Below are 23,721 nucleotides of genomic sequence, written 5' to 3'. Positions count from 1 at the left end.
TACGGAGAGGCTATTATGAAAGATATTTTGGCAAAGGCGAAACAGACATCCTATGAACTGATGAACATTAGAACATCTGTTAAGGATGATGCTCTGGGACGCATTGCGCAAAAGCTGGACGAATCCAGAGACACAGTCAAGGAAGAGAACAGAAAGGACTTGGAACAGGGTGAGAAAGACGGCTTGTCCTCCGCCATGATGGACAGGCTTCTTCTGGACGATAAAGCTATAGATGGCATGATTAAGGCCGTTAATGAGATAAAGGCGCAGACCGACCCTGTGGGCTCCGTTGTGGAGGGATACACACGCCCCAACGGGCTTTACATAACCAAGGTACGAGTGCCCCTCGGGGTAGTGGGGATCATATACGAATCCCGACCCAATGTAACAGTTGACGCTGCGGCGCTATGCCTTAAATCAGGTAATGTATCAGTTCTACGGGGTGGAAAGGAAGCTTTCCACTCAAATACGGTGCTTGGAAAGCTCATGGCCGAAGCAGTAAGCGAAGCCGGACTCCCCGAAGGGTGCGTCAATGTTGTTGCGGATACCGACCGTAAGCGGATCAAGGAGATGCTCACAGCCAGAGGGAAGATCGACATCATCGTACCACGCGGCGGAAAAGGGCTCATAGAGTTCTGTACAGAGCATTCGCTGATCCCTCTTGTTAAACATGACGACGGCATCTGCCACGCCTATGTGGACAGGGATGCAGAAACCGCAAAGGCGCTCAATATTGTTATGAATTCAAAAACCCAGCGTACTGGAGTATGCAACGCAATTGAAACCCTTCTTGTACATAGGGATATTGCTGAAGACTTCATCCCCGCTCTTGCACAGGCTGCCTCTGCGGAAAGGCTCGAACTGCGTGGGTGTGAGGAGTCGTTGAAGCATGCTGATATGAACAAGGCAACAGATGAGGACTGGTCCACTGAATATCTCGACATGATCCTTTCCATAAAGGTTGTGGACTCAACTGAGGATGCAGTTAAGCATATTAACCGCTACGGTTCCGGTCACTCAGAGACAATAATCACAGAAAACTACAGCACAGCCAGATATTTCATGAATGCTGCGGATGCCTCTGCAGTCTTTGTAAACGCCTCTACCCGTTTTAACGACGGCGGGCAGTTCGGCCTCGGTGCAGAGATAGGCATCAGTACGCAGAAACTGCACTGCAGGGGGCCCATGGGGGCGTTTGACCTTACTACGACAAAATATCAGGTTTACGGCGACGGACAGATTAGAGAATGATAAAACTTGGACTATTCGGGGGAACCTTCAACCCCATACACATAGGGCATGTTGCCCTCGCACAGAACGTACAGAGAGCCTTTGACCTGGATAAACTGCTCCTAATACCCTCAAGGATACCCCCGCATAAAAAGACCTGCGACATCGCTCCGGAAACACGGATGGAGATGGTTCAGCTGGTTGCGGACAAACTCGGCGAGGAGTTCGGAGTGTCCGATTATGAGGTAAACAGCGAAGAGGTATCATACAGTTACAAGACTGTCAGCAAATACCGGGATGAATACCCCGATGCACAGATCTTTTTCATAGCAGGCACGGATATTTTCGCATCCATTAGTACATGGCAAAGCTATATGGAGCTTTTTGAGCTGGCGAACTTCATCGTTGTAAACCGCTCATTCATGCCCTTTGAAAAAATGCTGGAGAGTATCCCAGCCGAGCTGATGGATAGGGTGGTAAAAGCCGATAGCTATCAGGGTGAAAAGAGCGGCAAGGTAATACTTTACACAATGCCGGAAGTAGATGTTTCCAGTACAGAGATAAGAACTCTTCTTGACGAAAAATACAGAAAGGCTAATTTGCCCGAAGGGGTGTATGAATACATCTCATCAAACAATCTATACGGGAGTGGTAATGACTGCTGAAGATATACTGAACCAATCTGTCAACCTTCTGGATTCCAGAAAGGCTGAGAATATAAGTGTTTACAACATAAGCAAGGTTAGCTCGCTGGCGGACTACCTTGTTATCGCCACAGCCAGCTCCACAACACATGCAAACTCGCTTTCCGATTATCTCCTTGAGGAGATGAAGAAAGAGGGTGAAAAACCCTTTGCTATGGACGGTTACAAGTCCTCCCGCTGGGTATGTCTCGATTTCGGCAATGTCATAGTAAATATTATGTGCCAGAAAGAACGTGACTACTACGATCTCGAAGCGATATGGGGAGGAAGCACCAGAATACCTGCGGAGAGCCTTCTTGAAAACGCTCAGACAGGAAATAATTGATACGCTGAAGGACGGACCCGCCACAGCCGGCGACCTCTCTGTTATCGTTTCAAAGCCTGAGAAATTGATCTTTTCCGAACTTGAGCACGTTCGTAAAACCGTAGGCAAGGCTTTCGCTATAATCCAGCCGGAATGCAGGAAGTGCGGTTTCATCTTCAGTCGTGAGAAACACTTGAAGAAACCGTCCAAGTGCCCTGAGTGCCGTAGTACATGGATAACCGATCCGGAGTTTTATATAAAATGATCCATATCGCCCTCATAGAACCGGAAATCCCTCAGAATACAGGCAATATAGGCAGGCTTTGCGTTGCCACAGGGAGCGAACTTATACTCTGTGGCAAACTCGGGTTCTCACTTGATGACAAGTATCTTAAGAGGGCAGGGCTTGACTACTGGAAAAAAGTGAAGCTCACTCGTGTGGAGGAAGTTGAGGACCTATTTTCTCTCTATCCAGCGGATGAATACACCTATGCCGTTCTCAGTAAAAAGGCTGAGACTGAGTATACAGAGATACCGGTAGAAAGTGGTAAAGAGCTTCTACTTATCTTCGGCAGAGAGACAGAAGGCTTAGATGAAGAAATGCTCAATCGGTATGGTGATTACCTTTACAGGATACCCACTACAGGGGATGTACGGAGTTTGAACCTTTCCAACGCAGTTGCTGTTATAACATACGATATTCTGCGCAGGATTGATTTTTGCGGGCTGGAGAAGAAATGCTTAGAATCGGCCAGATAGACTATGCAAATATATATCCAATATATCATCATCTGAACAACCATTCAGGGATAAGGATAGTCAAAGGTGTTCCTTCTTTCCTGAACCATGCAATAAGAGAAGGCGGGATAGATGTTGCACCATGCAGCAGTATCGAATACGCCAAATCACCTGAGAGCTATATGCTCATACCGGGGATCTCCATAAGCTGTATCGATAAGGTAAAGAGCGTAATGCTTTATTCCAGATTTCCTGTGGAGGAATTGAGGGATAAACGAATCTATCTTACCGGTGAGAGTGGCACAAGCGTTGTTTTGGTGAGGATACTGCTACGTGAGAAGTATGGCATAAACCCTGAGTTCACTAGAGAATTGGAAGACGCATCTGCAAAGGTTCTCATCGGTGATAAGGCTCTGTTTGAGTATTATAATGGCAGTCACTCATATATCTATGATCTCGGAACAGAGTGGCATGAATTCACAGGTTTGCCCTTCGTTTTTGCACTATGGACTGTGCGTAAAGAGACTGTGCAGAACAAATGGGGTGAGATTAAGGCTTTTATCGATGATCTGATGAAGATAAAGGCAGACAGTAAAAAGAACCTCGCCGCACTGCTGGACCATTACACATTCAAAGGTCTCACATCCTATCAAATTATAGATTATTGGGAGACGATAGACTATAACCTCTCTGATAAGCACATAGAAGCACTACTTAGATTCTACCGCTACGCCGCAGAACTCGGCGCAATCAAAAACGTACCACCTCTACATATGATCACCTAGTGATTGCTTATACTTAAAATCTATACTTGTTTTTATGTAGCTTCAAATTAACTTTCAAAAACTCCTTTATTCTATCTGAATAATTTTCCATACATGGAAATTATTCTGCCGTTCGAAGAAAGAAGCTTCCTTCTCACTTACGCAAGCGAGCTCACATTCATGTGAGCTTATGATAACCACAGATTTGAGGTTGATATGTAACAGGCTTCCACGGATAGAAGCCTATTTGGTAGCAACCTTCATCGTCAGAATTGAATCGAGCTGGCTATAACGTTTACAACCAAGAGAAAACAACGTGAAACGTGAAAAGGTATTTCGGCTAGATGGTTACTAATAGCCTATTGCCGATTTTACCACAAACGCTCTTAATCTTCCCCGAATGTTTTACAGCCGAATGAGCTCTTTTGGAACCGCCCGGAAGTTTTGGCCGCACGTGACAGAAGAGTTAATCTTAAATATAGAATACTTAAATGTATGAAGTGCGGTTACACTCCTCAGCATCAGCAAAACTTCAGGTGGAAAAAGAGCGAAATGAGGGCACCGCCATCGATTACGAATTTATGAATATAAATGAGTAACAATGGGGGCTGGAAAACCCTGAGGGAATAGTTTTGCATACTTTTGCGCCAAAAGTATGGCGTGCTTTAGCACGAAACACATAAATTAGTGCCTAATTTCGCATTTAATTAAGTAAAAATAAAACTAAGGGGAAATTTTTAGGGAAAACTTTCCCCTTAGGAACCCCTTAAAAACCCATTTTGGGATTTTTATAAAGGTTGATACATAACAGGCTTCCAAGGATGGAAGCCTCTGAAGGCGAAGCTGAATTGTATTCAATTTATGTAGCCGGAAGAAAGCGGAGCGAAGGCTTTGCCAAGCGTAGCGTCAGGGAAATTCTCAGGATGATGAATTTCCCAGATTAGTATGGATGGAAGCCTCTGAAGGCGAAGCTGAATTGTGCTCTGCACAATTCACGAAGCCGGAAGTAAGCGGAGCGAAGGCTTTGCCAAGCGTAGCGGCAATGGAATTTCCATGGATGGAAAATTCCATAAATATAATAAAGACTAAGGGGAAATTTTTAGGGAAAACTTTCCCCTTAGGAACCCCTTAAAAACCCCTTTATCTGTCTGAATAATTTCCCGTCCATGGAAATTATTCTGCCGTTCGAAGAAAGAAGCTGCCTTCTCACTTACGCAAGCGAGCTTTCATCCATGAAAGCTTATGCTAATCACACGTTTGAGGTTGATAGGTAACAGGCTTCCAAGGATGGAAGCCCCTGAAGGCGTAGCTGAATTGAGCTTTGCACAATTCACGAAGCCGGAAGTAAGCGGAGCGAAGGCTTTGCCAAGCGTAGCGGCAGGGAAATTCTCAGGATGATGAATTTCCCAAATAAAATGGATGGGAAATTCCATACATAAAATCAGAGAACAGTCGTCATATTCCGACCGTTGCGCTTACTCATGTAAAGCGCTTTGTCGGCAATATGTATCATTTCCTCAATATCCTTGAATTTCTCATCGAAGAGGGTTATCCCCGCACTGAATGTAACACTGAACTTTCCGATGGGGCTTTCGAAAACCTTCTTGTCCATCTCCTTACGGATGCGGTCGATGGCGATTACGGCCTCTTTTATACCTGTTTCTGTAAAGATTATGGCAAACTCTTCCCCGCCGTACCTTGCGGCGATATCTGATTCTCGAACCATGTCGCTGATAACGTTTGCGAAGGCCTTAAGGACCTCGTCCCCCTTGAGGTGACCGTGGGTGTCGTTGACCTTCTTGAAGAAATCAAGATCGAGGATTGCAAGTGTGAAGTTATTGTCGTATCTTCCGGAACGGTCGAACTCATGCTTCATTTTATCCTTGAAGTAGGAGTGGTTGTACAGCATCGTCAGGCCGTCTTTCTTAGCCATTTTCTCAAGAAACTCATTCTGCTCAAGGACATTTGTTGATGCAAAGGCGAGTTCGAATACAGTGTTCTCAAGCTCCTCGCTCTTGTTGCGGAGTTCATCAAGGATGCTTTTATATTTCATCAGGGTATTGAAACGTATTACGATTTCTTCGGACGGGTCATCATAATGACTGAATACAAAGAAGAATTCGGAAGACAACTCTAGGAAGTGCACGTCAAAACTGCGGGATGCGATGAAGAGGTAGAAATGGTCCTCTTCGATCATGGAGCGGATGGAGCCGTAATCATCACCACTGCGAACCTCATAAATGATGACGCTCCCTTCCTCTTCAACACTGTCAAATGTAGCCTCGATGCTGGTGGGGAAGATTGCTTCCACACGCTTCTTAAGGTCTTCGCTTTCGAGGCATCTGTAGATTGTTGTGCTAACTTTTGTCCTCCTGGACAGTCTTATTCTTCTGTCTGCTGCGACTCCCCAGCTTCGGGTCTCATGTGGGGGAAGAGTATCACATCACGGATAGAGGGGCTATCGGTAAGTATCATAACAAGCCTGTCTATGCCAAGACCCGCACCCGCTGTTGGGGGGAGGCCGTATTCGAGTGCCCTTATGTAGTCGCTGTCCATCATGTGGGCTTCTTCATCCCCAGCTTCCTTCTCAAGAACCTGCTTCTCAAAGCGCTCCTTCTGGTCCATGGGGTCGTTAAGCTCATTAAATCCGTTTGCAATCTCGTATCCAGCAATAAATAGCTCAAATCTCTCTGTTATATCAGGGTTATCCGCCTTTGACTTGGAAAGGGGTGAAACCTCTTTGGGATAATCTGTAATGAAAGTGGGGTCGATGAGTTTATCCTCAACAAGCTCCTCGAAGATCTCCATGACAACCTTACCATGCCCCCAGCCATCTTTGATATGAATTCCTTTAGATTCTGCTGTTTTTGCTGCAGACTCTCTGTCGGCGATATCATCATCTGAGAGGTCTGTCATCTCCAGGATAGCCTCGCTGATGGTCATACGCTTCCATGGCGAGGCGAAGTCGATCTCGTTTTCGCCGTAGGTTATCTTTGAATCTGCACAAACCTTAAGTGCGATATTGCGAAGGAACTCTTCGATCATATCCATAAGGTCGTTGTAGTCCGCATATGCCCAGTACCACTCGATCATGGTGAATTCGGGGTTGTGGCGTGTGGAAAGCCCTTCGTTGCGGAAGTTCCTGTTTATCTCAAATACACGCTCGAATCCGCCGATAACGAGTCTTTTAAGGTAAAGCTCGGGTGCGATACGCATGAAAAGGGGCATGTCGAGAGCGTTATGGTGTGTTACGAAAGGTTTTGCAGTTGCCCCACCAGCAATAGGCTGCATCATGGGGGTTTCAACCTCCATGAAGTCCATGGAGGTGAAGTAGTTTCTGATCTCCTGGATGATGCGGCTGCGCTTCTTGAATATATTCTGAACGTCGCTGTTTACGATGAGGTCGACGTAACGCTGGCGGTAACGTGTTTCCACATCCTTAAGGCCATGCCATTTCTCAGGGAGATCGCGGAGTGATTTTGTCAGGAGACTGAATTTTTCAGCATATATTGAAAGTTCACCCGTCTTTGTTTTGAAAACGTACCCTGAGACACCGATGAAATCGCCAATGTCGGTGAGCTTGAAGATATCGAACTCTTCATCGGAAACATCCCCTTTGCGTACATAGATCTGGATATTACCCGTTCTGTCTTTAATATTGAGGAATGAAGCCTTGCCGAACTTTCTTGCAGCGGTTATTCTGCCAGCGAGGGTGAATGTGTATTTCTTCTCCTCAAGCTCGGGCTTGGTCATCTTTCCGAAGCGTCCGGAAATTTCTTTTATGCTGAAAGGGGCTTTGAAGGAGTTAACATAGGGCTGAACATCCATACCCTTTAGTTGATTCAGTTTATCTGCACGGTGCTGATCCATTATATTCTTTTGTCTCCTTGATTTTGTTGACTTGTTATACAAAAATCTTTAATCTATGACAATAGTAAATTAATTCTGCTATTATCCGCTAATTTGTAATTTCTTCAATGATTTTTGACGATAGACAGATAGGCGGTTTCATGTAACTACATCAGATTTACGAAGCAGTTTGGAGCCGGAGGTAATGGATGGTTTTCGGTAGTTTATACAACGTTTTCTCAAGCGATTTAGCAATAGATCTCGGAACAGCTAATACTCTGATTTACGTTAAAGGCAAAGGGGTTATCTGTGCCGAGCCTTCCGTTGTTGCAATAAATAATTTAACGAAAGAAACCTTGGCCGTGGGTGATGAAGCAAAGAACATGCTGGGGAGAACCCCTGCGAACATCGTTGCAATCCGCCCCATGAAGGACGGCGTTATCGCAAACTTCGAGGTTACGGAGAAGATGCTGAGGCATTTTATCCAAAAGGCGATAAACGGCAAAAAGTTTGTCGGCCCCAGAATCGTAATCTGCGTTCCTTCTGGAGTTACCCAGGTAGAGAAGAGGGCTGTCAAGGACTCTGCGATTCAGGCTGGTGCCAGAGAGGTTTACCTCATAGAGGAGCCCATGGCGGCGGCTATCGGTGCGGGGCTTCCCATAGAAGAGCCCTCGGGCAACATGATCGTTGATATCGGCGGCGGAACGACGGAGGTCGCAGTTATATCACTATCAGGTATCGTTTATTCCAACTCTGTCCGTGTGGGCGGTGATGAAATGGACGATGCTGTAGTGAACTATATCAAAAGAAAATACAACCTTCTCATTGGAACCGGAACTGCCGAGAATATAAAGAAGCAGATCGGCTCCGCCTATCCCCTTGATGATGAGAAAACCATAAAGATCAAAGGTCGTGATATGGTTACAGGCATACCACACACCAGAGAGATCACCGACAAAGAGGCCAGAGAGGCCATCGATGAGGCGGTTTCCAAGATTGTGGATGCCGTTCGTATCGCCCTTGAGAAAACACCCCCTGAGCTTTCAGCCGATATCGTCGACAGAGGTATCGTTCTAACAGGGGGCGGTGCGCTCCTAAGCGGGCTTGATAAGAAGCTTGAGGCGGAGACAGGCCTTCCCATCATCGTATCGGACGACCCTCTCAGAGCTGTTGTTCATGGAGCCGGAAAGGTTCTTGACAACATTGAGCTTCTGAAGAAGGTCCAAGTAGACTGATAAAAGGAAGTGATGCTGAGCTGGAAAAAACTGGCGGCAATCTTAGCGTTCATCTTTTTCCTTGTTATCCTTCAAGTGAAAAACCCTGATATAAACGGGCCCTTCAAGGGGATTCTGGGTAATATCCTTAACCCCTTCGTTTACTACACCTCGAAGACCACAGAGTTTGCGGGGAATGTATGGAACGGTTACATAAACCTTGTGAATGTACGCCGGGATAATGTGGAACTGCGTGAGGATAACGGGAGGCTAAGGCTCCAGAACTCCATCATGCAGGAGAAGGTTCTGGAGTATGAAAGGCTCAAGAAACTGCTGAACTTTAAGGACGCCTACCAGTTTGATACAATAGCCTGCAACGTTGTGGGAAGGAACATCGAGGGCTATGTCCGCTATATCCGCATTGACAGGGGAAGTGCGGACGGCGTTAAGGTCAATGATCCTGTGATCAGCTTCAACGGCCTTGTGGGCGTTGTCACCGAAGTGGACATGATGACCGCCCGTGTGGACGTTCTTCTTAATATAGTTAATAACGTATCTGTAATGAACAAGCGGACACGAAGCGTTGGTATTATCCGTGGTGACGGAGCCGGAAAGCTCACCGTTGACTACTACGACAGGCTGGATGATGCAAAGCTTGACGACCTGCTTATAACCTCCGGTCTCGGCGGTGTTTACCCCAAGGGGATCGCTGTCGGCAGGATATTCAAACTTTTTAGTACAGAAACAGGGCTTTACAGACGTATATCCGTTTCTCCGGTGGTGGACTTCTTCAAACTTGAGAATGTTCTGGTGGTCAGCCGATGACAGCCGGTTACTACATAAGGCTGGTTTTTCTCCTCTGCGTTCTGTATATCCTTTCCGGCTCGATACTCTCCTTTATGTCCCCTCTGGATTTCTTTCTCATAGCCTTTCTGGCAATTGTGGGGAGGGTTGACGAGGAGAACTTTTTGTACCACGGAATTATCTTCGGCATATTCTACGATTTCCGTCTCGGCTGGGTTTTTGGACCCTCGGTAATCCTGTTCATCCTTTACGGCTTCCTCCGCCAGCACGCACATATAGTGCTGGATATGGACAAGGCATTAAGCAGATTTATATTCCGGGCGGGCATAGCGGTTTTTCATATAATTGTAATAATGCTTCTCACCGGACACCTTACGGCAACATTCTTTGAGGTATTCATATACAGGTCCCTGGTAAATGTAGCCGCCGTGGGTGTCGTTGTTATAGCACCAGAGGTAAGCAGTGCATTTAAAACACTTAAGTAAGGAGATACACAACTACTACAAGAAGCGGATGAAGATCTATTTCGCCGTTCTCTTCCTGTTTTTCGGGGTAATCCTTCTAAGACTTGTGTATCTGCAGTTCTTTCAGCACGAAAAGTATAAACGGCTCTCCGAGAGCAACCGTATCCGTATAGTCACAGTAAAGGCGGACAGGGGCTTCATCAAGGACAGAAAGGGGAAGCTTCTCGTGCGCAATGCACCCAGCTATGAGCTCAAGGTTGTTAAGGAGGATGTGCCCGATATGGCGCTCTTCCTTAAGCGGGTCAGCCAGGTGGTTGATCTTGATATAGACTATGCAAAGAAACAGATCCGCAAGTCGTACCTTTATGAGCCCGCTGTTATCGCCAGGGGGCTTACATTCAAGCAGGTGGCATGGCTGCTTGAAAACTCCAGGCAGTTCAGGGGGCTTGAGATAGGGCTTGAGCCTGTTCGTAAATATATGGAGAGCAGGGCGTTCAGCCATGTTCTCGGCTACCTATCAGAGGTCACGGAGAGGGATATTCAGAAAGATGACCACTACACCGGCGGGGATATGATAGGCAAAACCGGTATAGAAAAGGTATACGAGGAGAAGCTGAGGGGTGTAAACGGAGCAAAGCATGTGGAAGTGGACAGCTACGGACGAGTGCTTGAGGTTCTTTCGGAGAAGGAAACCACGCCTGGCAACAACCTGGTGCTTACCCTCGATTCGGATCTGCAGAAATCGATCCACAGCATGTTCGAAGGGCGCAAAGGTGCGGCTGTTGTTATGGATATTGAGGATTTCTCCCTCCTTTCCCTCTATTCCGCACCGACATACAATCTCGAGGTGTTCACACCCTTTTTCAGTTCAGAGAAGCGTCTCAGTGTAATAAAGGATAAGGATAAGCCGTTACTTAACAGGGCTCTTGAGGGTGCCTACCCCCCCGGTTCCGTATTTAAGATACTAATGGCCGCCGCAGGGCTGACAGAGGGTAAGGTGACCGAGGATACCTCTTTCACATGCACCGGTTCACTTAAGTTCGGCAACTTCGAGTATGGCTGTTGGAAGAGAGGGGGGCACGGTTCTATGAAGCTTGTGGAATCCCTGGAGCAGTCATGCGATGTTTATTATTATCAGCTTGGTCTTCTATTAGGTATAGACAATATCGAGAAGTATGCTAAAAAGCTTTCCCTTGGCAGGATAACCGGGATAAACCTCCCCAATGAGAAAAGCGGCTCATTCCCCAGCAGAGCATGGAAGAGAAGACGATTCGAAGAACCCTGGTACCCGGGTGAGACAATAATATGCAGTATAGGCCAGGGCTACATAACTACAACGCCCCTGCAGATTGCTGTCATGCTCGGAGGCATCTTTAACGGCGGGTATGTTTACAAGCCAAGGGTTGTGGACTTTATCGAGGACATGATAACAGGGGAAAGGGAAGAGATAGAGCAGGAACTTGTGAACCGTATGGAGTTCCCTCAATGGGTGCGGGATAAGGTTATGGAGGGTATGGTTGAGGTTATCTACGGCGACCGTGCCACAGGACACCGTGCCCGGGTTGACGGCCTTACCTACGGAGGAAAAACCGGAACGGCACAGGTTGTTAGCCTTGAGAAAACAGAGGATATGGAGGATGATGAGATCCCCGAATTCATGAGAGATCACTCATGGTTCGGAGCTGTCCTCCCCGCTGAAAACCCCCGCTATGCCATAGTTGCCCTTCTTCAGCATGGAGGGGCCGGAAGCCGTGGTGCGGCTCCGGTTGTGGGCGCAATAGTAAACAGGATGATAGATTTAGGCTATGTTAGGACTGAACAGAAAACACCTTGAAAATTTCGACAAACCCCTTTTTGCCGCTATCCTCATCCTGCTGAGCATTAGCGTGTTCGCCATCTACTCCGCCGGGTATGACCCTGTAACGAGTACGGTGCGCAACTATTACATCAAGCAGCTCTTCTGGAGCTTTTTAGGGATACTGGTTTTCCTTGCCGTCTCTCTCATAGGGCACAGAAGGCTGGTTAAGATATCCCCCTGGCTTTATCTGCTTGGGCTCATAGCGCTCGGAATAGTTCTCTTTATGCCTCCGATTATGGGTGCAAAAAGATGGATCGTTCTGGCGGGCTTTCGTCTCCAGCCCTCGGAGTTCTTCAAGTTTGTATGGATACTTATACTTGCGAAGGTTTTCTTCGATTTCGATACAAGCAAGCTCTCCTTTAAGAAGCTTGCATTCAACTTTGTTCCTGTAATACCGCCGTTCCTGCTCATTTTCCTTGAGCCGGATCTGGGTACGGCCGGGACATACATTGTAGTCTGGGCGATACTTGTCCTTTTCCTCGGTATACGCCGGTGGACATTTATCATCCTCACCGTGGCGGCACTTTTGGCCGCTCCCATCCTCTGGTCACAGCTTAAACCGTACCAGCAGCAGAGGGTACTAACGTTTATGAACCCGGAAGCGGATCCCTTCGGCTCCGGTTACCATGTTATACAGTCCAAGATAGGCATAGGAAGCGGCGGAATCATGGGCAAGGGCTTTCTGGAGGGGACCCAGTCCCACCTTAAGTTCATTCCCGAAAGGCATACCGACTTCATCTTCTCCGTAATTGCAGAGGAGACAGGCTTTGCCGGAGCTGCCCTTGTTGTTATGTTCTTCGCCTATCTTGTTGTGCGGGTTATGAAGATAGGTCATCTTGCCAACGAACCCACGGGTAAGATTATCCCTGTGGTTGTCAGCGGGATAATATTCTTTCAGTTTTATGTAAACGTCGCTATGACAGTGGGTATGATGCCCGTTGTGGGTATCCCCATGCCCCTTGTCAGTTATGGCGGCTCCTCTCTATTAACCTTCATGGCAATGCTTGGGCTTGTTAACAGCGTAGCCATGAGGAGACTTGAACTACCAGGCGAGCAATAAATGACAGATAATTCACTGCTGAAGGTTACAAAACCTTCAAGGTACATCAACCACGAGATCAACTCCTTCCATAAAGGGGAGGGGGAGAGGCTTGATTTCTGCCTCATATTCCCCGATGTTTACGAAGTAGGCATGAGCCATATTGGCTTTAAACAGCTTTATGAGAGGCTTAACCTCTCGGATAAGATCAGCGCAGAGCGTTTCTTCATGCCCTGGACCGATGCCGTTGAAACCCTTGGTTCGGATATTTTCACCAGCCTCGAAAGCTCAAAGCCATTAAAGGAATTCGATGTTCTGGGCTTCTCGCTCCAGTACGAGCTATCCTACACCAATATCCTGCAGACACTCAGGATGTCCGGTATCCCCCTCCGTGCCGAGGACAGGGGTGAGGATGATCCCCTCGTGTTCATGGGTGGTTCCTGCTGTGCGAACCCTATGCCACTCAGCCGTTTTGCCGATGTCTTTTTCATAGGGGAGATGGAGGCTGAGATAGCCCCCTTGATGGAGGGGCTGGAACAGCTTATCCGCAAAGGGGGAACGAGGCGTGAGAGGCTTGAGTACCTTGATACAAAGGAGTACACGTGGGTGCCGTCACTCCAACGTGACAAACGGGTTAAAAGGAACATTCACACTGGTTTCAGTAACGATGTAACGATAAACAGGCTCATCGTACCCTCCATGCCCATCGTGCAGGACAGGGTTGCTGTGGAGATCTCCAGAGGTTGCACAAGGGGCTGCCGCTTCTGCCAGGCCGGCATACTATACCGACCCTCCCGTGAGCGAAGTATAGAGAGTATCGCCGAGGAAGCGTTGAGCCAGATAGCCTCCAGCGGTTACATGGAGGTTTCTCTCCTCTCACTCTCTGCGGCGGACTACAGCCGCCTTGAAGAGCTTCTGGTAACCATGGCAAAACTCCTTGAGGCGAAGAACACATCCCTCTCACTCCCCTCCATAAGGGCGGACAGGATACGTGATTTTATCTTCAGGGAGCTTTCAAGGGTTCGTAAATCTGGCTTCACCATAGCTCCAGAGGCGGGATCCCAGCGTATGCGTGATGCCATAAACAAGAACTTGAGCGAAGAAGAGATCATAAACGCCGTGGCGAAGGCCTCCTATTCCGGGTGGAATGGTGCCAAGCTCTATTTCATGATAGGCCTGCCCGGTGAAACCGATGAGGATGTTGCCGCCATTGCAGAGCTCGCCGGAAAGGTGAAGAGAGCCTCCGCCAAGGGACGGTTTAATGTCCGTGTCTCCATATCGAATTTTGTACCCAAGCCCCATACGCCGTACCAGTGGTTTCCGATGAACAGTGCGGGGGAGTTCCGCAGGAAGCAGAGGATAGTTAACGACAAGCTCCGCTCCATGCGCATAAAGTGCAGTACCCATGACACCCTTCCCAGTATCCTTGAGGGTGTTTTCTCACGGGGTGACGACAGGCTGTGCGATATACTTGAAAGTGTGGTGGAGAAGGGGGCGATGTTCGACGGCTGGTCAGAGGTTTTCAACGCTGAGATATGGCATGAGGCCTTCGAGGAAAATAACCTCACCATGGAGGAGTTCTCCGGCAGAGAGTTTGGCAGTGATGAGAAGCTCTCCTGGGAACACATAGATTCCGGCGTAACAAAGGATTATCTTTATACTGAATATAAGAGGAGCTTTGAGGGGCTGATAACCCCCGACTGCCGTGAGGCGGACTGCTCCGCATGCGGTGTCTGCGATTTCGAAGAGATAAAGAACAGCTACGCAGACGAAGGACTCCCCTCCAACCCGGAGAAGGAGGAGAGGGGTGAGGAGCTTAATCACTATATCCTCCGCATCTCAAAGACAGGTGCGGGGCGTTTCATGTCTGCCATAGAATCCACACGCTTGTTTGTCCATGCTGCCAGAATAGCCGGTCTACCCCTCGGCTTCACAAAGGGGTTTAACCCCCAGCCGAAGATGCGCTATCTTATTCCCCCTCCTGTGGGGGTTGATGCCTTTAATGACCTCATGGGTATCGAGGCGGCGGACTTCGGCGGTCTGGATTCGATGCGGGATACCCTCAACGATATCCTCCCTGAAGGCTTTGTTGTTAAAGAGATCCTCCCCTTGAGAGCCAATGAAAAGAAGCATACCTTCGCAGGGCGCTTCCGTTTAGGCGGAGATCTATCCGCCACGCTCAATGAGCTTATGGAACAGGGAAAGAACTATTACATAAGAAAGGACAAAAAGGGGCGTGATAAGCAGATTATCCTTGATGAATTCCTGCTCGCCAGAGGTGATGACTGGATAGTTCTCTCCTCAGGTCAGAAGGGTTCCTTCAATCTTCTGGAATTCTTCTCCCAGAACGGACTGGATAAGGCGGAGCTGGATGTTTCCAGAACAAACCTTTACATAATCCCGAGGGAAGATTGCTGAAAAAAGCAGAACTCCACAGGCCGTTCTTTGAGGAACTGTACAGCCGTTATAACCGTAAAGAGTATATCGATACAGACCCGATCTTCTACCCCCACACCATAGGGGGGAGTACGGAATTTGTGTCTCTGGCGGCAAGCTGTTTCGCCTATGGAAATGTGAAGGCGATCAAAGGTTTTCTGCTATCCTATTTCAATGAATACGGAACGGATCCAGGGGATATTCAGGATAAACCCACAGAACTTTACTACCGCTTTCAGAAGCCGGAGGATGTAAGAGCTTTCAGCCTTGCAGTGCGCGAGCTTTACCAGCGATTCGGTTCCGTGGAGGATGCCTTCTACAGCTTCTCCTCCGACCCCGAGGAGGCCCTCATCACCTTTGTGAACCATATGAAAGGCGAGGGTGAGCGTTTCGGCGCAGGGAGGGGGTATGCCTTCCTTTTCCCCGATCCTGTGAAGTCTGGAGCTAAACGTTTCCGTATGTTTATGCGATGGATGATCCGCAGCGACGAGATAGATTTCGGTCTGTGGAAAAAATTTCAAAGTGCGGGGTTGCAATTTCCAATAGATACGCATATATTAAGATTCGCATACAATAGAGGGATCATTAAAACAACTGCGGGAACGAGGAAAAACCTTGAAACTGTAACGAACTTTTTCAGGGAAATGAACCCAGAGGATCCTGCAAAATATGATTTTTCCCTTACAAGGCTAGGCATAGCCGGCGGATGCAGGTATGAGAAAGGGGAAACATGCTCAGATTGCGATATTTTCGGTGTTTGTCCCTTCTAATCCCATTGCATGATGGTGAGTAAGCTATAATTTATATAGTATGAAAGCTGAATTATTGACAAAAACACTAATTGGTATACTATAACTTAAGAAGTTATTAAGGAGGAAATAATGGCTGTAGAACTTAACGAATCAAGCTTCCAGAGCGAGGTTCTTGAAAGCGATGTTCCCGTAGTTGTAGATTTCTGGGCAGTTTGGTGCGGACCTTGCCGTATGCTTACCCCCACTATCGAAGCGCTTGCAGGCGAATACGAAGGCAAGATAAAGGTAGCCAAGGTAAACGTTGATGAAAACCAGCAGCTCGCCGCCAAGTACGGCATCATGAGCATCCCCACTGTTATGGTTTTTAACGAAGGTAAAGTTGCAGAGCAGTTTATCGGCGTTCAGCCCAAGGGTGTTTACGAGGACGCTGTTAAGAAATACATCTAAGAACAGCAAAGAAGGGTAACGGAAGATGCCGATTTACGAATACAAATGCAAAAAGTGCGAGAATGAGTTTTCGAAGCTCGTTTTCAGCTCTACTGCAGAGGTAAAGTGCCCGAAATGCGAAAGTGAGGAAGTGGAGAAGCTAATCTCTGCTGTTAGTTCCTTCTCGCCCGGTTCGGACTCTTCCGGCGGAGGCTGTTCCTCGCCTTCCGGCTTCACTTGAGCTTAGAGAATAGCAGGGCATCGGTTTCGATGCTCCAAAAAATGAATTAAAGCCTAAAAAATGAATACAAAGCCTCTGCACTTTTGCAGGGGCTTTTTTCGTGTAATCCTTTCTAACCCCTAACTGGCTGTGGCTACGCCGCCTAAGACTTCACAAGGTTCTAACATCGTGATTGACAGCACTTTACTACTGCATTAAAACTATATCTTTACAGCACGATCACACGTTATAATAAGCAGAACGGTTAGGGTGTACCTTTTACGCTTCCCTTCAGGAGGGGAAACGCTTCAATAAACACAGTGAGGATGTGCAACATGAAGAAACTTTTGGCTGTAATCTTTGTTATGGTGTTTGCCGTATCCATGGCTTCGGCAAAGGACATCAAAGCCGGGTTCGTATATGTAGGACCCGTAGGTGACGCAGGCTGGACCTATGCCCACGATGAAGGGCGCAAGGTTATGGAAGAACTCCCCTACGTTACTAAAACAACCTTTATCGAATCCGTACCCGAAGGTGCTGACTCCACAAGGATCATCACAAGCCTTGCGAAGAAAGGATACAACCTTATCTTCACCACAAGCTTTGGCTACATGGACCCCACCATCGAAGTTGCCAAGCGCAACAAAGACATCGTATTCATGCACTGCTCCGGCTACAAAACAGCCGAGAACGTGGGAACATACTTCGGACGTATGTATCAGCCCCGCTACCTTTCCGGTATCATCGCTGGTAAAATGACCGAATCCGACACCATCGGATATGTTGCCGCATTCCCCATCCCTGAGGTTATCAGGGGGATCAACGCCTTCACCCTCGGCGTTCGCAGTGTTAATCCCGATGCAAAGGTTAAGGTTGTCTGGACACACACATGGTTCGATCCCGGCAAGGAAAGAGAAGCCGCTGAATCAGCACTCGATGCAGGCGCAGACGTGATCACCATGCACCAGGATACCCCCGCTCCCCTTCAGGCTGCTGAGAAGAGAGGCGCATACGCCATCGGATACAACTCCGACATGAGCAAGTTTGCACCCAAAGCCTTCCTCACTGCACCCGTATGGAACTGGGAAGCTGTTTACACCCAGATCGCCGAGGAAGTACACAACGGCAACTGGGAATCCAGGCAGATCTGGTGGGGACTTGACAAGAAGCTTGTAGACCTTGCTCCCATCAATGATGCCGTTCCCGCAGAAGTTAAAGACATGGTTATGGAGCAGTACGAAGCTCTGGCCAGCGGCAGAACCGATGTGTTCACCGGCCCCATCAAGGACCAGAGCGGCAAGGTTGTTGTACCCTCAGGTAAAACAATGACCGATGGCGAAATGCTGAGCATGGACTTCTTCGTAGAAGGCGTTCAGGGCTCCGCCAAGTAATTGCTTAAACAATAACAGAGCAGGCCTGGAGTTGTCCGGGTCTGCTCTTTTTTATTCTCAGGATTGCTCAATTGGAACCCTTTCTTAAGCTTGAAGGAATAACAAAGAGTTTCCCCGGCGTTAAGGCACTCGACGATGTCAGGCTTGAGTGCCATCTGGGAGAGATCCACACCCTCCTCGGTGAAAACGGAGCCGGCAAGAGTACGCTTATGAGCGTCCTTGCGGGACTGTATAAGCCTGAATCAGGGCGGATAAGCATAGACGGCAAAGAGGTTCGCCCCGCTAAACCGGCGGAAAGTCTAAGCCTCGGCATAGGCATGGTGTATCAGCACTTTATGCTGGTTAAAAACCACTCCGTAATGGAAAATATCCTTCTTTCTCTGGACGACCTTCCGGGCATTATAAACAGGAAGCAGATCGCCCGCAGAACGAAAGAGATTTTGTCCGAGTTCGGTCTGGAAATAGATCTTGAGGAACCGATCTGGAAGCTCTCCATCGGCGAGCAACAGTGGGTGGAGCTGGTTAAGCTTCTGGTGCGTGACTGCAAGGTACTTATCCTTGATGAACCCACGGCGGTTCTCACGCCGCAGGAGGCAAGGAACCTCTTTGGATTCCTTAAGAAGCTCAAAGAAAAAGGAAAATCTATCATATTCATCTCCCATAAGATGCGTGAGGTTATGGAGCTTTCGGACAGGGTTACAGTGCTCAAGAAAGGAAGAACTGTGGCCAGCCTGGAGGCTGGGGATTTCGATGAATCAAGGCTTGCAAGCCTTATGATCGGCTCCGATGACATACCCGAGTGGGAGAAGAATCCCGTTGCCTTCGATGAAACAATCCTCAGCGTATCCAATCTATGCGTCAATAACGACAAAGGAATGGCGGATGTTTCCGAGTTGAGCTTCGAACTCTGCAAAGGTGAGATACTCGGTATAGCCGGTGTTGCAGGAAACGGTCAGAAAGCATTGGCAGAGGTCCTCACAGGGCTCAGGGATGCCTGCGATGGTGTGATCATGGCAGGTGGTGAGGATGTTACCCACACAAGAGGGCGTAACTCACTCATCCAGATGATTGCCCACATCCCCGAGGACAGAAAGGCTCTCGGTATTGCTCCGGAGATGAGTGTGGATGAAAATCTGATACTTAAGAGCTACAAGGATGCAAAATTCCGAAGCGGTCCCATACAAAACAGAAAGGCGATACAGGATAATTACGACGACCTTGTTGAGCGTTTCGCCATAAAGACAGGCCCTAAAGGCTCGCCTGTCAGGCTCCTTTCAGGCGGTAATATTCAGAAGGTAATCATCGCAAGGGAGCTTTCCCTCAACCCCCTCGTTCTTGTTGCTCTGTACCCGACCAGAGGGCTTGATATTGGCTCTGCGGAGTATGTGCATAAGGTTATTGCCGAGGCGAGGGATAAGGGGATGAGCACCATTCTTATCAGCGAGGATCTGGACGAGCTTCTCAAGCTCTCCGATCGGGTGGCGGTTATGTTCCGTGGAGGAATAACAGGTGTTGTAAGGCCTGAGGAGACCACCAGAGAGGAGATAGGCCTTATGATGAGCGGCGAGGTGCGCAATGCGGATTAAGGTCGAGAAGAGGCTTAATACATCTAAGTATTTCGGCATAACAGCGCCTTTGATGTCCGTGTTTTTGTCCCTTGTAACAGCGGGGATCATCATGATCTTTGCAGGTATTAATCCCCTTGCCGCATACTATGAGATGCTCACCGAAGCGCTTGGAACCTTCTACGGTATCAGCGAAACCCTTGTTAAGGCGACTCCGCTTATCATTGCAGGGCTTGGCATATCCATAGCGTTTCGTATGCAGCTCTGGAATATCGGTGCCGAAGGTCAGCTTGTTATGGGAGCCATCGGTTCCTCCATCGTCGGGCTTTATTCCGGTATAGAGTCGGAGATCCTTCTGCTCGCCGCTATGCTGGGCGCATCATTCCTCTTCGGCGGTATGTGGGCGCTTGTTTCAGGCTTTCTTAAAGCAAAATACAGGGTAAACGAGATCATAGTAACCCTTTTGATGAACTATATAGCAATCTCGGTCCTCAGCTGGCTCATATACGGGCCAATGAAGGACCCCATGGGATTCAACTTCCCCCACTCCCAACAGCTTGCCGATTCAGCAAGGTTGGCATACTACTTCGACACAAGGCTACACACGGGCTTCATCATAGCTCTGGTCCTTGTTGTACTTATACATATCTTCATGGAAAAAACCGTTTACGGCTACGAGATACGGGTAATCGGGGATAACCCCAGTGCGGCCAAATATGCAGGGATGAACATTCCTTTGGCTGTTATGGGAACCATGTTCCTCAGCGGAGCCATAGCGGGTATTGCCGGTTTTAGCGAATTTGCCGGTGTACAGTATCGTCTTCAGGAGAGCATCTCCATAGGGTATGGCTACACCGCCATAATTGTTGCATGGCTGGCGAGGCGCAGCGCCTTCGGGGTTCTTTTCGTTTCGCTGATTATGGGTGTACTCCTAGTGGGGGGTGACAGCCTCCAGATAACATGGCAGCTCCCCGTTGCCTTTATCAACCTGTTTCAGGGGCTTATACTGTTCTTTGTTCTTTCATCCGACTTCTTTATGCTTAACAGGGTGCGCCTTGTGAGGGACAACAATGATTGAAATACTCCTTGATGCAACCATACGGGCTGGAACATCCATCCTTTTCGCCACCACCGGTGCAATCATTATGGAACGTTCCGGTGTTATCAACCTCGGTATAGAGGGGCTTATGCTCATAGGAGCCCTAGCAGGCTTCGCTACGGCAAATTTAACGGGGAGCCTCTTTCTAGGCGTTATTGCTGCATTCATAGCGGCCCTCGCAGCAGGAGCTATCCACGGGCTTGTAACGGTAATCCTCCGGGGGAACCAGATCGTCAGCGGTCTGTCGCTTACACTCTTCGGGATAGGTATAACAGCCCTCTTCGGCAGGGGGATGGTGGGACGTACAATCCAGGAGTTTTCCCGTATTGAGATACCCCTTCTCTCAGATATACCCTTTATCGGCCCGCTGTTTAATCAGGATATCCTTGTATACTTCAGTATATTCATCGTACTGATGGTACGTTTCTTCTTCTATAAAACCAAATGGGGTCTCTACCTCCGCTCTGTGGGGGAGAACCCTGCGGCGGCGGATACCTCCGGAATCAGTGTTGTTAAATACCGCATGATGGCGGTTCTTATCGGTTCCGGTATCGCAGGTCTGGGTGGAGCGTATCTGTCCCTCGCATATACACCCTTCTGGGTGGAGAACATGACAGCAGGACGTGGCTGGATAGCCGTTGCTCTTGTTATATTCAGCCAGTGGCATGCTACCAGAGCTGTTTTTGGTGCATATCTTTTCGGCGGCGTGGATGCCCTTCAGCTGAGGATGCAGGCGATGGGGACTGAGATCTCCACACACATACTTGCCGTTATGCCCTACCTTTTCACCATCGTAGTGCTTGTTATTTCGACCATTAGACTTGGAAAAGGAGCAACGCCGGAGCCGGAGAGCCTTGGCGTGCCCTATGACAGAGAGGATAGAAAATGAGACCTGCACAGCTTTATCTTATTGATCTGATTAAAGAACACGGAAGGGTAGACGGCGAGATCGTCAAGGTGGACACCTTCCTCAATCACCAGGTGGATATCGAACTCTACCGTATGATGGCAAAGGACATCGCCGCCGCATTCCGGGACAAGGGTGTGACAAAGGTGTGCACCGCAGAGACAAGCGGTATCAGCATAGCCCATCCCGTTGCCGAGGAGCTCGGGGTTAACTATATATTCGCAAAGAAGAAAAAGCCCCTTACAATGAATATATGCTACATGGCAAAGAGCTACTCTTTCACTAAACAGGAGGACACAACCCTGCATGTATCCGGCGAAGTTCTCAAGCCGGGTGAAAAGCTCCTCTATGTGGATGATTTCCTTGCCAGAGGCAACACGCTCAAGGCTGTGGAGAGTATCGTTGAGGAGGCCGGAGCCGAGATGGTGGGCAGAGCCGTTATCATCGATAAGCAGGGTAGGGATGATGTGTATTCTATCCTTTCCCTTGATGAGATAAGACAAAATATATGATGTGAACAATTGAGCAATTTTAGCATGTAGATGCTAAGTGATTGCTAAGTAGCTTAATATACGAATTAAGAGGGCGCAGAAATCTGCGCCTTTTTTTATGGGTTCACAGTAGAATGAAAGTTTGTATATTTGAACATGTTATCGAATAATATGGTATTTGATAGGTTTATAACTTATATAATAGCTCAAAGGTTTGGTTTTTTATGTTATAGCTTTGCATAAGAATTATTGATGTATTACAGCAACTTGATGTAGTTGAGGATGCTCGTGTTTAAATATGTTTGATTGTGGTACGTTTTTATTAAGTGCGCGATTAATCAATTGCAGGATTGTATCGGTGCTGTTGCCGGACTTTAGTTCAGGTAGTCATGGAGCTTCTTGCGCATAGCCTTCTTACGCAGTTTCGCCAGAGCCCTTGATTCGAGCTGGCGTACACGTTCACGGCTGATATTGAGGATGTCGCCTATCTCCTCCAGGGTTTTGGGTGCATCACCGTCAAGCCCGTAACGCCAGGAAACTATCTGGGACTCTCTCCCCTCAAGTTCTTCTATGATGTCCCCGAGCGCCTGCTTGAGGGTCTTCATGACGATCTCATCCTCAACACTCTGGGAGCCGGAATCTAAAAGGTCTATGAACGAGCGGTCCTCGCCCTCCTTGATGGGGGCTTCCAGCGAGAGGTAGTTTCTGGATACACGCAGGACATTCTCTATGTCACCCTCCTGCATTCCAAGATGGCTAGCCAGTTCGGAGGATGTGGGTTCACGCCCGAGTTCTTTGTTCAGCTTCTCCATGGCGCCGTTGATCTTATAAAGGATACCCGCCTGCTTTATGGGAAGTTTGACTGTTCCAGACTGCTCCGCAAGAGCCTGAATGATAGCCTGACGTATCCACCAGACCGCATAGGATATGAATTTAACGCCTTTTGTGTGATCAAAACGCTTAGCCGCCTCCACAAGGCCAAGGTTACCTTGGTTTATAAGATCAGAGATGGGCAGGCCGGTATTGCGGTATCTATTGGCTATGGAGACTACAAACTTGAGATTGCATAGAATGAGATGGGTAAGGGCCTTTTCATCCCCATTTTGTATCCTTTCACCCAGTGCGAATTCCTCATCCTTGGTGAGAGGGCGGTAGCTGCTGATACTGTTGAGGTAATGTTTGAGGGTGTTTTCGCTAACCGGCGGAATCGCCTCCGGTTTTTCAGCTACTTCCTCTTCATTATCCGCCACCTGCTCGGTGACCTCCTCAAGATCCTCCTCGGATTCCTCTGTATCTTCAACTTCCTGCGGATTTTCTGTGTTCTCTGCCTTCTTTTTTCCCATAATCCCCAAGCCTTAAATAATAAGCGGTTAAATCTTTAACAAGTATAGCACAGCATAAAAATGTGCAAAACCATAATGTTATTAAAGGGTAAAAAAAAAGGCGGCCCGAAAGCCGCCCGGTGT

At 48.1% G+C, this 23,721-nt stretch carries 23 protein-coding genes; 20 read left to right on the top strand and 3 right to left on the bottom strand.

Going from position 1 to position 23,721, the window contains the following annotated elements; all coding sequences use genetic code 11:
• Nucleotides 1–15 precede the first annotated feature (15 nt).
• Genes K300_RS0103180 through K300_RS0103155 form a run of 6 tightly spaced genes read left to right on the top strand, consistent with a single transcriptional unit; the run spans nucleotide 16 to nucleotide 3,761 of the window.
• Entirely contained in the window at nucleotides 16–1,251 is a 1,236-nt protein-coding gene (locus K300_RS0103180; RefSeq protein ID WP_022850219.1) for a glutamate-5-semialdehyde dehydrogenase, read from the top strand.
• Complete coding sequence (nadD, locus tag K300_RS0103175) at nucleotides 1,248–1,895, top strand: nicotinate-nucleotide adenylyltransferase (protein WP_022850218.1); 648 nt, start codon at nucleotides 1,248–1,250, stop codon at nucleotides 1,893–1,895. The genes K300_RS0103180 and nadD overlap by 4 nt, the downstream gene beginning before the upstream one ends.
• Entirely contained in the window at nucleotides 1,885–2,259 is a 375-nt protein-coding gene (rsfS, locus tag K300_RS0103170) for a ribosome silencing factor (protein WP_022850217.1), read from the top strand. Before nadD ends, rsfS begins: the two co-directional genes overlap by 11 nt.
• Entirely contained in the window at nucleotides 2,231–2,503 is a 273-nt protein-coding gene (locus tag K300_RS0103165) for a transcriptional regulator (RefSeq protein WP_022850216.1), read from the top strand. The genes rsfS and K300_RS0103165 overlap by 29 nt, the downstream gene beginning before the upstream one ends.
• Nucleotides 2,500–2,997: a tRNA (cytidine(34)-2'-O)-methyltransferase gene (locus tag K300_RS0103160; RefSeq protein WP_022850215.1), complete on the top strand. Its 498-nt coding sequence runs from the start codon at nucleotides 2,500–2,502 to the stop codon at nucleotides 2,995–2,997. Before K300_RS0103165 ends, K300_RS0103160 begins: the two co-directional genes overlap by 4 nt.
• Entirely contained in the window at nucleotides 2,976–3,761 is a 786-nt protein-coding gene (locus tag K300_RS0103155) for a menaquinone biosynthetic enzyme MqnA/MqnD family protein (RefSeq protein WP_022850214.1), read from the top strand. The genes K300_RS0103160 and K300_RS0103155 overlap by 22 nt, the downstream gene beginning before the upstream one ends.
• 1,420 nt (nucleotides 3,762–5,181) lie before the next feature.
• Here K300_RS0103155 and K300_RS14385 read toward each other — a convergent pair.
• Nucleotides 5,182–6,051, bottom strand: a complete 870-nt coding sequence (locus K300_RS14385) for a GGDEF domain-containing protein (protein WP_022850212.1) — start codon at nucleotides 6,049–6,051, stop codon at nucleotides 5,182–5,184.
• Between the two features lie 71 nt (nucleotides 6,052–6,122).
• Complete coding sequence (gene lysS, locus K300_RS0103140) at nucleotides 6,123–7,610, bottom strand: lysine--tRNA ligase (RefSeq protein ID WP_022850211.1); 1,488 nt, start codon at nucleotides 7,608–7,610, stop codon at nucleotides 6,123–6,125.
• A 188-nt stretch (nucleotides 7,611–7,798) separates the two neighbouring features.
• Between lysS and K300_RS0103135 the strand changes: the two genes are divergently transcribed.
• The 14 genes from K300_RS0103135 (at nucleotide 7,799) to K300_RS0103070 (ending at nucleotide 22,276) form a co-directional block, all read left to right on the top strand.
• Nucleotides 7,799–8,824, top strand: a complete 1,026-nt coding sequence (locus tag K300_RS0103135) for a rod shape-determining protein (protein WP_022850210.1) — start codon at nucleotides 7,799–7,801, stop codon at nucleotides 8,822–8,824.
• 12 nt (nucleotides 8,825–8,836) lie between these two features.
• Nucleotides 8,837–9,628: a rod shape-determining protein MreC gene (gene mreC / locus K300_RS0103130; RefSeq protein ID WP_022850209.1), complete on the top strand. Its 792-nt coding sequence runs from the start codon at nucleotides 8,837–8,839 to the stop codon at nucleotides 9,626–9,628.
• Entirely contained in the window at nucleotides 9,625–10,092 is a 468-nt protein-coding gene (locus K300_RS0103125) for a hypothetical protein (RefSeq protein WP_022850208.1), read from the top strand. The genes mreC and K300_RS0103125 overlap by 4 nt, the downstream gene beginning before the upstream one ends.
• The gene (gene mrdA, locus K300_RS0103120; protein ID WP_022850207.1) at nucleotides 10,070–11,905 is read left to right on the top strand and encodes a penicillin-binding protein 2; all 1,836 of its coding nucleotides are present in this window, start codon (nucleotides 10,070–10,072) and stop codon (nucleotides 11,903–11,905) included. Before K300_RS0103125 ends, mrdA begins: the two co-directional genes overlap by 23 nt.
• Nucleotides 11,877–12,989 carry a rod shape-determining protein RodA gene (gene rodA / locus K300_RS0103115; RefSeq protein ID WP_022850206.1) on the top strand — a complete coding sequence of 371 codons (1,113 nt, stop codon included), beginning with the start codon at nucleotides 11,877–11,879 and terminating at the stop codon, nucleotides 12,987–12,989. The genes mrdA and rodA overlap by 29 nt, the downstream gene beginning before the upstream one ends.
• Complete coding sequence (locus tag K300_RS0103110; protein WP_022850205.1) at nucleotides 12,990–15,386, top strand: TIGR03960 family B12-binding radical SAM protein; 2,397 nt, start codon at nucleotides 12,990–12,992, stop codon at nucleotides 15,384–15,386.
• Nucleotides 15,380–16,174 (top strand): TIGR02757 family protein, encoded by a 795-nt coding sequence (locus tag K300_RS15930; RefSeq protein WP_022850204.1) that lies wholly within the window; start codon nucleotides 15,380–15,382, stop codon nucleotides 16,172–16,174. The genes K300_RS0103110 and K300_RS15930 overlap by 7 nt, the downstream gene beginning before the upstream one ends.
• A 111-nt stretch (nucleotides 16,175–16,285) precedes the next feature.
• Nucleotides 16,286–16,603: a thioredoxin gene (gene trxA / locus K300_RS0103100; RefSeq protein WP_022850203.1), complete on the top strand. Its 318-nt coding sequence runs from the start codon at nucleotides 16,286–16,288 to the stop codon at nucleotides 16,601–16,603.
• 25 nt (nucleotides 16,604–16,628) lie between these two features.
• Complete coding sequence (locus K300_RS0103095; protein ID WP_022850202.1) at nucleotides 16,629–16,823, top strand: FmdB family zinc ribbon protein; 195 nt, start codon at nucleotides 16,629–16,631, stop codon at nucleotides 16,821–16,823.
• A 314-nt stretch (nucleotides 16,824–17,137) separates the two neighbouring features.
• Complete coding sequence (locus K300_RS0103090; protein WP_026836264.1) at nucleotides 17,138–18,193, top strand: BMP family ABC transporter substrate-binding protein; 1,056 nt, start codon at nucleotides 17,138–17,140, stop codon at nucleotides 18,191–18,193.
• 71 nt (nucleotides 18,194–18,264) lie between these two features.
• Nucleotides 18,265–19,779: an ABC transporter ATP-binding protein gene (locus K300_RS0103085; RefSeq protein WP_022850200.1), complete on the top strand. Its 1,515-nt coding sequence runs from the start codon at nucleotides 18,265–18,267 to the stop codon at nucleotides 19,777–19,779.
• On the top strand, nucleotides 19,769–20,836 hold the full coding sequence (locus K300_RS0103080) for an ABC transporter permease (RefSeq protein WP_022850199.1): 1,068 nt from the start codon (nucleotides 19,769–19,771) through the stop codon (nucleotides 20,834–20,836). The genes K300_RS0103085 and K300_RS0103080 overlap by 11 nt, the downstream gene beginning before the upstream one ends.
• A complete protein-coding gene (locus K300_RS0103075) occupies nucleotides 20,829–21,746 on the top strand; it encodes an ABC transporter permease (protein WP_022850198.1) in 918 nt (305 codons plus the stop codon). The genes K300_RS0103080 and K300_RS0103075 overlap by 8 nt, the downstream gene beginning before the upstream one ends.
• Nucleotides 21,743–22,276, top strand: a complete 534-nt coding sequence (locus K300_RS0103070) for a phosphoribosyltransferase family protein (RefSeq protein ID WP_022850197.1) — start codon at nucleotides 21,743–21,745, stop codon at nucleotides 22,274–22,276. The genes K300_RS0103075 and K300_RS0103070 overlap by 4 nt, the downstream gene beginning before the upstream one ends.
• A 353-nt stretch (nucleotides 22,277–22,629) precedes the next feature.
• Here K300_RS0103070 and K300_RS0103065 read toward each other — a convergent pair whose 3' ends face one another.
• Nucleotides 22,630–23,598 (bottom strand): sigma-70 family RNA polymerase sigma factor, encoded by a 969-nt coding sequence (locus K300_RS0103065; RefSeq protein WP_022850196.1) that lies wholly within the window; start codon nucleotides 23,596–23,598, stop codon nucleotides 22,630–22,632.
• Between the last annotated feature and the right edge of the window lie 123 nt (nucleotides 23,599–23,721).

The sequence above is a fragment of the Limisalsivibrio acetivorans genome (genome assembly GCF_000421105.1).
GTDB classification, from domain to species: Bacteria; Chrysiogenota; Deferribacteres; order Deferribacterales; family Geovibrionaceae; genus Limisalsivibrio; species Limisalsivibrio acetivorans.
The sequence above is the reverse complement of the archived record's forward strand: the minus strand, read 5'-3'. Positions and strand labels throughout refer to the sequence as shown.